Source organism: Streptomyces sp. AgN23, assembly GCF_001598115.1.
GTDB lineage: Bacteria > Actinomycetota > Actinomycetes > Streptomycetales > Streptomycetaceae > Streptomyces > Streptomyces antimycoticus.
Window position 1 is genome coordinate 3340721 of record NZ_CP007153.1, and the last position, 13033, is coordinate 3353753.

Annotated in this window: 11 protein-coding genes; 2 read left to right on the forward strand and 9 right to left on the reverse strand. The window is 68.8% G+C overall.

Features of this window, described 5'->3' with window-relative positions:
* Positions 1 to 95: 95 nt before the first annotated feature.
* From AS97_RS14660 to AS97_RS14675, 4 genes are all read right to left on the reverse strand, one after another.
* Positions 96 to 1733 carry a cytochrome bc complex cytochrome b subunit gene (locus tag AS97_RS14660; RefSeq protein WP_059143406.1) on the reverse strand — a complete coding sequence of 546 codons (1638 nt, stop codon included), beginning with the start codon at positions 1731 to 1733 and terminating at the stop codon, positions 96 to 98.
* A complete protein-coding gene (locus AS97_RS14665; protein ID WP_059143405.1) occupies positions 1730 to 2785 on the reverse strand; it encodes a Rieske 2Fe-2S domain-containing protein in 1056 nt (351 codons plus the stop codon). Before AS97_RS14665 ends, AS97_RS14660 begins: the two co-directional genes overlap by 4 nt.
* The gene (locus AS97_RS14670; protein WP_059143404.1) at positions 2782 to 3591 is read right to left on the reverse strand and encodes a c-type cytochrome; all 810 of its coding nucleotides are present in this window, start codon (positions 3589 to 3591) and stop codon (positions 2782 to 2784) included. Before AS97_RS14670 ends, AS97_RS14665 begins: the two co-directional genes overlap by 4 nt.
* A gap of 69 nt (positions 3592 to 3660) precedes the next feature.
* Positions 3661 to 4281 (reverse strand): heme-copper oxidase subunit III, encoded by a 621-nt coding sequence (locus AS97_RS14675; RefSeq protein ID WP_059143403.1) that lies wholly within the window; start codon positions 4279 to 4281, stop codon positions 3661 to 3663.
* Positions 4282 to 4492: 211 nt separating this feature from the next.
* Between AS97_RS14675 and AS97_RS14680 the strand changes: the two genes are divergently transcribed.
* A complete protein-coding gene (locus AS97_RS14680; RefSeq protein ID WP_059143478.1) occupies positions 4493 to 4894 on the forward strand; it encodes a hypothetical protein in 402 nt (133 codons plus the stop codon).
* Between the two features lie 21 nt (positions 4895 to 4915).
* Here AS97_RS14680 and AS97_RS14685 read toward each other — a convergent pair whose 3' ends face one another.
* The 4 genes from AS97_RS14685 to coxB all read right to left on the reverse strand — a co-directional run bounded on the left by AS97_RS14685 (position 4916) and on the right by coxB (position 9436).
* A complete protein-coding gene (locus tag AS97_RS14685; RefSeq protein WP_125756383.1) occupies positions 4916 to 6163 on the reverse strand; it encodes an Ig-like domain-containing protein in 1248 nt (415 codons plus the stop codon).
* Positions 6164 to 6342: 179 nt separating this feature from the next.
* Positions 6343 to 6741, reverse strand: coding sequence for a cytochrome c oxidase subunit 4 (locus tag AS97_RS14690; RefSeq protein ID WP_059143401.1), 399 nt, complete (start codon positions 6739 to 6741; stop codon positions 6343 to 6345).
* Entirely contained in the window at positions 6738 to 8477 is a 1740-nt protein-coding gene (gene ctaD / locus AS97_RS14695) for a cytochrome c oxidase subunit I (RefSeq protein ID WP_059143400.1), read from the reverse strand. Before ctaD ends, AS97_RS14690 begins: the two co-directional genes overlap by 4 nt.
* Positions 8474 to 9436, reverse strand: a complete 963-nt coding sequence (coxB, locus tag AS97_RS14700) for a cytochrome c oxidase subunit II (RefSeq protein ID WP_059143399.1) — start codon at positions 9434 to 9436, stop codon at positions 8474 to 8476. Before coxB ends, ctaD begins: the two co-directional genes overlap by 4 nt.
* 997 nt (positions 9437 to 10433) lie before the next feature.
* Here coxB and AS97_RS14705 point away from each other — a divergent pair.
* On the forward strand, positions 10434 to 11843 hold the full coding sequence (locus AS97_RS14705) for a cysteine desulfurase/sulfurtransferase TusA family protein (RefSeq protein WP_210565031.1): 1410 nt from the start codon (positions 10434 to 10436) through the stop codon (positions 11841 to 11843).
* A gap of 128 nt (positions 11844 to 11971) precedes the next feature.
* Here AS97_RS14705 and AS97_RS14710 read toward each other — a convergent pair whose 3' ends face one another.
* Positions 11972 to 12946, reverse strand: coding sequence for a carbohydrate kinase family protein (locus AS97_RS14710; RefSeq protein ID WP_059143397.1), 975 nt, complete (start codon positions 12944 to 12946; stop codon positions 11972 to 11974).
* Positions 12947 to 13033: the final 87 nt, after the last annotated feature.

Genomic DNA, 13033 nt, shown 5'->3' on the forward strand with positions numbered 1-13033 from the left:
CGGCAGCACGACCAGGGCCCCGGCCGGACCGTGTGGTCCGGGCCGGGGCCCTGGTCTGTGGCGTCAGCTGACGTGCGAGAGCGGTACGGCGGAGATCAGTGGTGGCCGTGGCCGCTGGTGATCTCGTGGTACTCCTCGCGGGTCGGCTTCGGAATGACGTTGTCCTCGCCGTAATAGCCCTTGGAGAGCTTCGAACGGATCCGCTGCGCGGGCGTCACCTTCCGCTTGACCCCGTTCTCGTCGGTCTCGGGGCCGATCTCGTAGGGCTCGGGCTGCTCGTGCTGGGTCAGCATATGCAGCTGCTCCTGCGCGAGCGGCTCGTGGACCTCGACGAACTCACCGTGCGGCAGCCGCTTGATGATGCCGGTCTCACGGCCGTGCAGCACCTTGTCGCGGTCGCGCCGCTGGAGGCCGAGGCAGATCCGCTTGGTGGCGATGAACGCCAGGACCGGGCCGGCGAAGAAGCCGATCCGCACGAACCACGTGATCGAGTTGATCGACAGGTGGAAGTGGGTGGCCCACAGGTCGTTACCGCCACCGATCAGCATCACGAAGTACGCGGTCAGCCAGGCGACACCGAAGGCCGTCCGGGTCGGGGCGTTGCGCGGGCGGTCCAGGATGTGGTGCTCACGCTTGTCGCCGGTGATCCAGGACTCGATGAACGGGTAGAGCCCGATCGCGAACAGGACCAGCGGGAAGAGCACGATCGGGATGAACACGCCCAGGACGAGCGTGTGGCCCCAGGCGGTGATCTCCCAGCCGGGCATCACACGGACCAGACCCTCGGCGAAGCCCATGTACCAGTCGGGCTGGGCGCCGGTGGACACCTGGTCGGGCCGGTAGGGACCGATGGTCCACACCGGGTTTATGGTCGCGACCGCGGACAGGACCGCGATCACACCGAAGACCAGGAAGAAGAAGCCGCCCGCCTTGGCCATGTAGACCGGCAGCAGGGGCATGCCCACGACGTTCTTCTCGGTCTTTCCGGCCCCGGGGTACTGCGTGTGCTTGTGGTAGAAGACCAGGATCAGGTGCGCCACCAGCAGGCCGAGCATGATGCCCGGCAGCAGCAGGACGTGGACCGGGTAGAGCCTCGGGATGAGGTCCATCCCGGGGAACTCGCCGCCGAAGACGAACATCGAGATGTAGGTGCCGACCACCGGGATCGACAGGAACACACCCTCGATGAACCGCAGACCGGTGCCGGAGAGCAGGTCGTCGGGGAGCGAGTAGCCGGTGAAGCCGGTCAGCATGCCGAGGAAGAACAGCAGGAAGCCGAAGAGCCAGTTGATCTCACGCGGCTTGCGGAACGCACCGGTGAAGAACACGCGCATCATGTGCGTGAACATGCCGCACAGGAAGACCAGCGCGGCCCAGTGGTGGATCTGCCGGATCAGCAGACCGCCCCGCACCTCGAAGCTGATGTCGAGCGTCGAGGCGAACGCCTCGGACATCTTGACGCCCTGCATCGGGACGTACGGCCCGTGGTACGTGACCTCTTCCATGCTGGGGTGGAAGAACAGCGTCAGATACACACCCGTGAGGATGATGATGATGAAGCTGTAGAGGCAGACCTCGCCCAGCATGAAGGACCAGTGGTCCGGGAAGATCTTGCGCATATTGGCCTTGGCCAGGCTGTAGACGCCCAGCCGGCCATCGGCCCAGTCGGCGACGCGCTCGCCCGCGGGCGCTTTGCCGCGGCGCTGCGCACCGCTGTCGCTTGTAGTACTCATCCGCGCTCCCAGTAAGCAGGACCGACGGGCTCCGGGAAGTCGCCCATGGCTTCGAGGTACCCCTGGTCGTTGGCCCTGATCCGCAGCTGCGGCAGCGCGTGACCGGCCGGACCGAAGATCACTCGGCCACCGTCGGAGAGGTCGAAGGTCGACTGGTGGCAGGGGCACAGGACGTGGTGCGTCTGCTGCTCATACAGGTTGATCGGGCAGCCGACGTGGGTGCAGATCTTGGAGAACGCGACGATGCCCTCGTGCGACCAGTCCAGCTCGCGCTTGTCCTTGATGTTCTCCGGCTGCAGCCGGACCAGCATCAGGGCCGCCTTGGCGATCTCCGTCTGGAAGTCGTGCTGCTCCTCGCTCATGCCCTCGGGCATGGCGAAGGTGAGCGAACCGACGGAGATGTCCTCGGGGCGCAGCGGCTGCATGGTGTTGTAGTTCATCAGCCGCTTGCCCTTGGCCCACTTGGTGTGCCGCAGCTTGGTGCCCGGCAGCGGACCGAGGTCCCGCAGCAACACGACGCCGGAGAGCGGCACCAGCGCGAGCGCGCCGAAGAGGGTGTTGCGGGCCAGCTTGCGCCGACCGAAGCCGGACTCCTTGGCACCGGCCCGGAAGTCGTCGAGGACCTTCGACTTCACCTCGGGGCTGGCCTCGATGGGGTGCCGCTCGTCGGCGATCTCCTCATCGGACATCAGGGTGCGGGCCCAGTGGACCGCGCCCGCGCCGATGGTGAAGAGCGCGATGCCGAGCGTCACACCGAGCGCGAAGTTGAGCGCGCTGATGTGCCCGATCGGGAAGACGTAGATGTACTTGTCGACCGGGAGCGCCACATACGCGGCGATGAACGCGATCGTGGCCACCATCGAGACCGTGAAGAGCAGGGCGACGGTGCGCTCGGAGCGCCGCGCGGCCCGCTCGTCGATGTCCTGCACACGGTGCTCGTGCGGGGGCAGCCCCGGGTCGGCGAACGGGTCCTCGGCCAGCCTTACGGCGCTCTCGGCCCCTCGCTCTTCCGGCAGCTTGTCTTCTGCTTCTGAAATCTCGTGGCTACTCATGACTTCTTGGCCTTTGCGGTCCGGGCGGCGACCCAGATGGTGAGGACGATCATCGCGCCCATACCGAAGACCCAGCCGAACAGGCCCTCGCTCACCGGGCCGAGCCCGCCGAGCTCGAGGCCACCGGGGGTCTTGCTCTTGTCGCTGTTGACCGTGTCGAGGTACGCGATGATGTCCTGCTTGTTCTTCTCCGGCATCACGGTGTCGGGGAAGGAGGGCATGTTCTGCGGGCCGGTCTGCATGGCCTCGTAGAGATGCTTGGCGCTGACCCCGTCGAGAGCCGGCGCGAACTTGCCGTTGGTGAGGGCACCACCCTTGCCGGCGAAGTTGTGGCACTGCGCGCAGTTCGTACGGAAGAGCTCCCCGCCCTTCGCCACGTCCGCGCCGTCCGGGCTGTACTGGCTCTTGGTGGGCGTCACCGGACCCGCACCGAGCGAGGAGATGTAGGCGGCGAGCTGCTCGATATCGGCGTCCGAGTAGATCTTCTTCTTCTTCGGCACCTGAGCGCCCGGCTGCTGCGCGGGCATACGGCCGGTGCCGACCTGGAAGTCCACGGCGGCGGAGCCGACGCCGACCAGGCTCGGGCCGTCAGAGGTCCCCTGACCGCCCGTGCCATGGCAGCTGGCGCAGCCGACGGCATAGAGCTTCTTGCCCTCCTCGATGGCGAGGGACTGGGCGGAGCTGTCGTCGGCCTTCGCCTCGCTCGGCGAAAACGCGGCGTACAGCCCCCCAGTGACCGCCAGCGCGAAGAGTAGGACGACGAGCGCAGCCAGCGGATGGCGCCGTCGTGCGGAGAGCTTTTTCACGGATTACCCCGGTGTCAGGATCTTCTGCGTCGATGCTGTTAAGGACGTGGTTCCGGTGCGGTGACCGGCTTACTTGATCATGTAGATCGTGGCGAAGAGGCCGATCCAGACGACATCGACGAAGTGCCAGTAGTAGGACACGACGATGGCCGCCGTCGCCTGCTGGTGGGTGAACCTCTTGGCCGCGTACGTCCTGCCCAGGACAAACAGGAAGGCGATCAGGCCGCCCGTCACATGCATGCCGTGGAAGCCGGTGGTCAGGTAGAACACCGAGCCGTACGGGTCGGAGGAGAGCGAGAGCCCGTCCTTCTTGACCAGCTCGGTGTATTCGAAGATCTGACCGCCGATGAAGATCGCGCCCATGATGAAGGTGATCACGAACCAGGTGCGCAGCTTCTTCACGTCGCCGCGCTCGGCGGCGAAGACGCCGAGCTGGCAGGTGAGGGAGGAGAGCACCAGGATCGTGGTGTTCGTCGCGGAGAACGGGAAGTTCAGCGCGGACGCCATTTCCTTCCAGTGCTCGGCTCCGGTCACCGATCGCAGGGTGAAGTACATCGCGAAGAGGGCCGCGAAGAACATCAGCTCGGAACTCAGCCAGATGATGGTTCCGACGCTGGTGAGGTTCGGCCGGTTGACCGACGGGTGCGCGTGCCCGGTTTCTACTGCTGTTGCTGTCGCCACGACCGACATTATGTCGGTCGCTTATCCAGCGCTCACTCCCGGGGGTCCCGTTCGGAGTGTCAAGGACCGTGGCGAGGGCATCGACCCTGCTCGTCGGGGTTGTTCGGGACAGTCCCTCGAAGGAGGGAGAGATCCGTACGCCCCCTCCTCCGGACGGCTGTACGGGAGTAGCATCCGCCACAGGAGCCCGGCAGACCACTTACTTCGCCCGGAGGTCATGATGCGGCCGATCGCAACGGTGCTGGTCTACAGCGATGACGCGAGCACCCGCGAGCAGGTGCGCCTCGCGGCCGGGCGGCGGCCCGCCGCCGATGTGCCACCGGTGGAATTCCTGGAGTGCGCCACCCTCCCGGCCGTTCTCTCGGCGCTGGAGGAGGGCGGCATCGACGTCTGTGTGCTGGACGGTGAGACGGCGCCCGCGGGCGGGATGGGCGTCTGCCGGCAGATCAAGGACGAGGTCTTCCAGTGCCCGCCGGTGCTGCTGCTCATCGGCCGCCCGCAGGACGCCTGGCTGGCCACCTGGAGCCGTGCGGAGGCCGCGGTCACGCATCCGGTGGACCCGGTGGCCCTGGCGGACGCGCTGGCCGGGCTGCTCCGCAGGCGGCTCTCCGTGGGCGCCTGACCTCACCGTCCGCACCCCTGCTCAGACCTGCGGACGGAGCCGGGCGGAGTCGGCGGACGCGGCGTCGGACTGGCCGCCGGAGACGGCACTGCCCTTGCGCCAGTCCGCCCAGGCCATGTTCCAGTCGCCGTAGCCGTTGCCGAACGCCGCCATGTCGTCTCCATCGCTGTTCACGACCTGGACGATGTCGCCCAGGCGCACGGTGTTGAAGAACCACTCGGCGTTCGCCGTGCTCATGCCCGTACAGCCGTGGCTGACGTTGGCGTAGCCCTGTGAACCGGTGGACCAGGGCGCGGCGTGGACATATTCGCCGCTCTTGGTCACCCGGGCGGCCCAGTAGACCATCAGGTCGTAGGAGCCTGCGCCGAGCCCGATGCTGGCACCCGTCATCCGTACGGCGGATTCCTTGGCCAGCACCACCTTGATGCCGTTCCGGGTGTCGAATCCGGGCATACCGGTGGTGATCGGGATGGTCCGGATGGGCACCCCGTTCCGCTTCACCGTCATCTGGTGGGTGCCGGAGTCGGTGAGGGCCTCCAGGCGGTCGCCGGTGGTCAGCCGCAGCGACTTGGCATCGCCGCCGTAGAGCCCGCCGCCGATCCTGATGCCCTTGAGGTTGGAGTGGGCCGTGATGGTGGCGTGGGCGGGCCAGTACTCCTGCGGGCGGTAGTGCAGGTTACGGCTGTCCACCCAGTGCCAGACGCCCTCCACCGCGGGCCGTGAGTCCACCTTCAGGGCACGCTCGATCACGGCGCGGGCCGAGGGGTCCTTGACGGGCCGACTCAGCTTGGCCGTGATGGGCTGCCCCACCCCGTACTCCCCCGCCTTGGGGCCGAAGGTGACCTTCAGCAGCCGGCGGGCGGAGCTGGTGGAGAAGTCGACGGTACGGCGGCCAGGAGCGCCGTTGGAGTCCTCTGTGGACACCTTCAGCGTGTAGTGGGCGCCGGCGGCCAGCGGCACGGTGCTGCGCCAGTGCTTGCCGTCCTCGGCCAGTTCGCCCCGGACGTAGCGGCCCGCGGCGTCGGTGGCCGTGACATCCGTGATCCGGCTGTCATCGCCCTTGGCGGACACTTCGAGCGGCTTGTCCGGATCGGCCTTGCGGCCGTCGCCGTCACCGCTGAACGAGATCTGGTCGGCGGCGTCGTACGGCTTGGCGGACAGGGGGTCGGGAGATCCCGCGCATCCGCTCACACCCGCTATCAGCGGCGCCACCAGCAGGGCGCAGGTCAGCACCGCCCGGCTTCGGAGTGATCGAGGTGTGTGGCTCATGGACTCAACGTAAGAACGCCGTCCATGAACGGCGCGCGGAGTGAGGCAGCGGGGTGAACCGGCGGGCCCGCCCGGGCCACGGCCCGGGCGCCCGGCCGGCAACACCGAGCGGGGCCCGGACACCTGGGGAGGTGTCCGGGCCCCGCTCGTCTCGCCGGTCGCGTCAGCCGACTGGCCGGTTACTGGTTGGCGTTCTCGCCGCGGTAGTACTCGAAGACCCAGCCGAAGAGACCGACCATGATGATCGGGGCCGAGAAGAAGAGCAGCCACCAGCCGAAGATCACGCCCAGGAAGGCCAGGGCGCCACCGACGGCCAGGGAGAGCGGCTGCCAGCTGTGCGGGGAGAAGAATCCCAGCTCGCCGGCGTCGTCCGCGACATCCGCGTCCTTGTTGTCCTGCGCTCCGACATCCACCCGGCGCGCCGTGAAGGCCAGGTAGTAGCCGATCATGATGCTCAGCCCGAAGGCCAGGAAGAGCGCGGTGGTACCGGCCGGCTCCTTCGACCACACGCCATAGACGATCGCCATGACGAGGATGAAGACGGCCAGCCAGATGAACATCCGGCCTTGGACCTTCACTTGCCGGCCTCCTTACCACCCGCGAGGGCCTTGTCCTCGTCGGGCGCACCGTGGTTCTGGAGCTGGTCGAGCGCCGCGATCTCCGGGTGGTGCAGGTCGAACGCCGGGGATTCGGAGCGGATCCGCGGCAGGGTGAGGAAGTTGTGCCGCGGGGGCGGGCAGGAGGTCGCCCACTCCAGCGAACGTCCGTAGCCCCAGGGGTCGTCGACCTCGACCTTCTTGCCGTACTTGGCGGTCTTCCAGACGTTGTAGAGGAACGGCAGGATCGACAGGCCCAGCAGGAAGGAGCTGATGGTCGAGATGGTGTTCAGCGTGGTGATGCCGTCGGCCGCCAGGTAGTCGGCGTACCGGCGGGGCATGCCCTCGGCGCCCAGCCAGTGCTGCACCAGGAACGTGCCGTGGAAGCCCACGAACAGCGTCCAGAAGGTGATCTTGCCGAGCCGCTCGTCCAGCATCTTGCCGGTGAACTTGGGCCACCAGAAGTGGAATCCGGCGAACATCGCGAAGACCACGGTGCCGAAGACCACGTAGTGGAAGTGGGCCACCACGAAGTACGAGTCGGAGACGTGGAAGTCCATCGGCGGCGACGCCAGGATCACACCGGTCAGACCACCGAAGGTGAAGGTGATGAGGAATCCGATCGCCCAGAGCATCGGGGTCTCGAAGCTCAGCGACCCCTTCCACATCGTGCCGATCCAGTTGAAGAACTTGATACCGGTCGGGACCGCGATGAGGAACGTCATGAACGAGAAGAACGGCAACAACACTCCGCCGGTGACATACATGTGGTGGGCCCACACCGTCACCGAGAGACCGGCGATCGAAATCGTCGCGGCGATCAGGGAGATGTAACCGAACATCGGCTTCCGGGAGAAGACCGGAATGACCTCGGAAATGATGCCGAAGAACGGCAACGCGATGATGTACACCTCTGGATGGCCGAAGAACCAGAAGAGGTGTTGCCAGAGCAACGCGCCGCCATTTGCCGCATCGAAGACATGTGCCCCGAATTTTCGGTCCGCCTCCAGGGCGAACAGCGCGGCGGCCAGCACCGGGAAGGCGAGCAGCACCAGCACCGCGGTCAGCAGCACGTTCCAGGTGAAGATCGGCATGCGGAACATCGTCATGCCCGGAGCGCGCATGCAGATGATCGTGGTGATGAAGTTGACCGCACCGAGGATCGTGCCGAAGCCGGAGAGGGCCAGACCCATGATCCACATGTCCGCGCCGATACCGGGCGAGCGGACCGCGTCCGACAGCGGGGAGTAGGCGAACCAGCCGAAGTCGGCCGCGCCCTGCGGGGTCAGGAACCCGCCCACCGCGATCAGCGAGCCGAAGAGGTACAGCCAGTACGCGAACATGTTCAGCCGCGGGAACGCCACATCGGGCGCACCGATCTGCAGCGGCATGATCCAGTTCGTGAAGCCCGCGAACAGCGGGGTGGCGAACATCAGCAGCATGATCGTGCCATGCATGGTGAACGCCTGGTTGAACTGCTCATTCGACATGATCTGCGTGCCCGGACGGGCCAGCTCGGCGCGCATGAAGAGCGCCATCAGGCCGCCGATGCAGAAGAACGCGAACGACGTGACGAGGTAGAGCGTGCCGATCGTCTTGTGGTCCGTGGTGGTCAGCCACTTGACGACGACATTGCCCGGCTGCTTCCGACGCACCGGAATCTCCCGCTCTTGCGAAGCGGTCGTACCGGCACCCTGGGGTTCGTTGAGGATGCTCACTGGATCTTGGTCTCCGCGTTCTTGGCGGCGTCCGTCTGCTCAATGCCCGCCGGGATGTAGCCGGTCTGGCCCTTCTTCGCCAGTTCCTTGAGGTGCTGCTGGTAGCGCTCCGGCGACACGACCTTGACGTTGAAGAGCATCCGGGAGTGGTCGACGCCGCACAGCTCGGCGCACTTGCCCATGAAGGTGCCCTCGCGGTTCGGGGTGACCTCGAAACGGTTGGTGTGACCCGGGATGACGTCCATCTTCATCAGGAAGGGGACCACCCAGAACGAGTGGATGACATCGCGGGACGTCAGGATGAACTGGACCGACTCGCCCTTGGGCAGCCACAGGGTCGGGCCCGGGTTGCCGGTCTGCGGGTTCCGCTCACCGGGGGTGCCGGCCTCGTAGACGCCCTCGGCGCCCTTGGGGACGGCGTTGAGCATGCGCCGGGGGATCGAGGAGATCTCCTTGGCTTCCTGCTTCGGAGTGGCGGTGCTCCCGTCCACGTTCTCCATGTAGTTGAAGCCCCAGCTCCACTGATAGCCCACCACGTTGACCACGTGGTCGGGCTTCTTGGAGGTCTTGAGGAGCGCGTTCTCATCGCGTGCGGTGAAGTAGAACAACACCGAGACGATGATGATCGGGACCACGGTGTACAGCGCCTCGATCGGCATGTTGTACCGGGTCTGCGCGGGAACCTCGATCTTGGTCCTGCTGCGACGGTGGAAGATGACCGCCCAGATGATCAGGCCCCAGACCAGGACGCCCGTGGCGAGCGCTGCCGCCCACGAGCCCTGCCACAGGGAGAGGATCCGCGGCGCCTCCTCCGTGACGGGGGTAGGCATTCCGAGGCGGGGGAAGTCCTTTGATGTGCAACCGGTGGCGGTCGCCAGGACCAAGCCCGCGGCCAGCGCCTGCAGCAGCTTCCGCCGCACCGGGCGCCGCGACGAGCGGTCGGAGCCGTTGGGACTCACGTAGCGCCTTCCCGAGAGTCTCGCCCGCGCGGTCGGCCGCGGCCGTCTTCTGGTCGGTCGCCGGCCCAGTGCGGGCAGGGGTTTGGATGTTTATGCGGACCAAACCCTACTGGACGCCATTTGGGGTCGCGCGGGGAGGGTGCCCAACGCGCCGGGGCGCTCCACGAAGGGGTGGAATCCCGGGCTCCGGCCGCGATTTCCGGTGCGGCGTCACCTCGAACTCCGGCCCTGGCTGCGGGCCCGGCTGCGGGCCCGGCTGCGGGCCCGGCTGCGGGCCCCGCTGCCGTTTCGGGTGCAGCCCCTGCTTGGGTTCCGGTGCGGGCCCGGCTGCGGGTCCGGGTGCGACCCCTGCTCCGGTCCCGGAGCGGGCCCGGCTGCCGCTCCGACTGCGAGCCCCACTGCGGGCCCGGGTGCGAGCCCCGCTGCGGACCCCGCTGCCGTCGGGTGCGCCCCCCCTGCTCCGACCCCGAGGCGGGCCCAACTGCGGCTCCGACTGCCGCCGGGTGCGACCCCTGCTCCGGCCCCGGTACGGGCCCGGCTGCCGCCGGCTGTGGCCCCTGTTTCCGGCCCCGGCGCGGGCCCGGCCGCGGCCTGGTGCGGCCCCCGGCTCCGGCCCGGCTGCGGGCCCCGCTGCGGGCCCGACTGCCGCCGGGTGCGGCCCCTGCTCGGGCCCCGGTGCGGGCCCGGCTCCGGTGGGGCCCCTCGGCTCCGGTCACGGTATGGCCCCCGCTCCGGTCACGGCTGCGGCGCCGGTTCGGCCTCGCCTCCGATCCCGGCGCGGACCTCGCTCCGGTCGCGGGGCGGACCTGGCTCCGGTCGCGGGGCGGACCTGGCTCCGGTCGCGGGGCGGACCTGGCTCCGGTCGCGGGGCGGACCTGGCTCCGGTCGCGGGGCGGACCTGGCTCCGGTCTCTGCACGTCCCCGGCTTCGGCACCGGAGGTGCCTCTCGCGGGCCGTGCGCGTCCGTTTGCCGGTCCCGCCGACTAGCGTTCCTTATGTGCCCTACTTCGACTCGGCCTCGTCCGCTCCCCTGCATCCCGTCGCCCGGCAGGCGCTCCTCGCCGCACTCGACGAGGGGTGGGCCGACCCCTCACGGCTCTACCGGGAGGGACGGCGGGCCCGGCTGCTGCTGAACGCCTCGCGGGAGGCGGCGGCCGAGGCCGTCGGGTGCCGCCCGGACGAGCTCGTCTTCACTCCTTCGGGGACACGTGCGGTGTACGACGGTATCGCGGGGGCGCTCGCGGGCCGTCGACGCGCCGGCCGCCGTCTGGTCGTCTCCGCCGTGGAGCACTCCTCGGTGCTGCACACGGCGGCCGCGCACGAGGCGGACGGCGGCACGGTCACCGAGGTCCCGGTGGACCGTACGGGACGGGTCGCGCCGGATGCGTACGCGGCGGCCCTGCGGGACGCCCCGGACGGGGTGGCGCTGGCTTGTCTGCAGTCCGCCAACCATGAGGTCGGCACCCTGCAACCGGTGGCCGAGGCGGCCGAGGAGTGCGCGGCCGCGGGCGTACCGCTGCTGGTGGACGCCGCGCAGTCGCTCGGCTGGGGCCCCGTGGAGGGCAATTGGTCGCTCTTGACGGCAAGTGCCCACAAATGGGGCGGCCCTGCGGGAGTGGGGCTGCTCGCGGTGCGCAAGGGGGTGCGCTTCCGTACGGTCCCGCCCACCGACGAGCGGGAGTCGGGCCGCTCCCCCGGGTTCGAGAATCTCCCCGCCATCGTCGCCGCGGCCGCCTCGCTGCGGGCCGTCCGGGCGGAGGCCGCCGCGGAGGCGGAGCGGCTGCGCGGGCTGGTGGACCGGGTCCGGGCGCGGGTGCCGGAGCTGGTCCCGGACGTCGAGGTGGTCGGCGATCCGGAGCGGCGGCTGCCGCATCTGGTGACCTTCTCCTGTCTCTATGTCGACGGAGAGGCGCTGCTCCATGAGCTGGACCGCGCGGAGTTCTCGGTCTCGTCCGGCTCCTCCTGCACCTCGTCCACGCTGACCCCGAGCCATGTGCTGCGGGCCATGGAGGTGCTGTCCGAGGGCAATGTCCGGGTCTCACTTCCGCGCGGTACGGCCGAGGCGGAGGTGGAGCGGTTCCTGGAGGTGCTGCCGGGGGTGGTGGCGCAGGTGCGGGAGCGCCTGGGTGCGCCGAAGCCCGCCGAGGCCGCCGTCGCCCCGGACCCCGTGCCCGAGCCCGAGGTCGCGCTGGTGGTCGACTCGCTCGGCAAGCGGTGCCCGATCCCGGTGATCGAGCTGGCCAAGGTGATCGGCCAGGTGCCGGTGGGCGGTGTGGTGGTGGTGTTGTCCGACGACGAGGCGGCCCGGCTGGACATCCCGGCCTGGTGCGAGATGCGGGGCCAGACCTACGAGGGCGAGCGGACGGCCGACCGGGGCGTGGCCTACCGGGTGCGCCGCCGCGCCTAGAGACCGGCGGAGCGGCAGAGGCGTCGACCGGCCCGAGCGGCTTGGACGGGGCCCACGAGGCCACGGCGAATCCGCAGGAACCGCGGCGGAACCCAGGGAGCGACAGCCCCCTGGGCGCCCAGCGGGGTTCAGGGAAGGTGGGGCGCGATCTCGCCCGCCGCCTCGTGGCCGTACGCCTTGGCGAAGCGCTCCATGAAGTGGCCCCGGCGCAGCTCGTACTCCTGGGTGCCGACCGTCTCGATGACCAGCGTCGCCAGCATGCAGCCCACCTGGGCGGCGCGCTCCAGCGAGAGGTTCCAGGACAGACCGGAGAGGAAGCCCGCGCGGAAGGCGTCGCCGACGCCGGTCGGGTCGGCCTTCTGGTCCTCCTCCGGGCAGCCGACGACGACGGGCTCCTCGCCCTCGCGGTCGATGCGCACGCCCTGCGCGCCCAGCGTGGTGACCCGGGTGCCGACCTTGGCGAGGATCTGCTCCGCGGTCCAGCCGGTCTTGGTCTCGATCAGCGCGGCCTCGTACTCATTGGTGAAGAGGTACTCCGCGCCGCCGATCAGCAGCCGGATGTCCTCCCCGTCCATGCGGGCGAGCTGCTGGGAGGGGTCGGCGGCGAAGGGGATACCGCGCGAGCGGCACTCCTCGGTGTGCCGGACCATGGCCTCCGGATCGTCCGCGCTGATCAGCACGAGGTCGAGGCCGCCGGCGCGCTCCGCGACCGGCTGCAGCTCGATCTGGCGGGCCTCGCTCATGGCGCCGGTGTAGAAGGACGCGATCTGGTTGTGATCGGCGTCGGTGGTGCAGACGAAGCGCGCGGTGTGCTTGACCTCGGAGATCCGGACGGACGCGGTGTCCACACCGTGCCGGTCCAGCCAGGCGCGGTAGTCGGCGAAGTCCTCACCGGCCGCGCCGACCAGGATCGGGCTCAGGCCGAGCACGCCCATGCCGAAACAGATGTTGGGGCCGACTCCTCCGCGACGGACATCGAGCGTGTCCACCAGGAAGGAGAGGGAGACCGTATGCAGCTGATCGGCGACCAGCTGATCGGCGAAGCGGCCGGGGAAGGACATCAGATGGTCGGTGGCGATGGAGCCGGTAACGGCAATACGCACGGAGTCGCTCCTGCGGGGCGGAGAGATCGGACGCTTCACGCTATCTGCTCAGCCCGGTCCATACGAACGGAAGAAACTACCCAATAG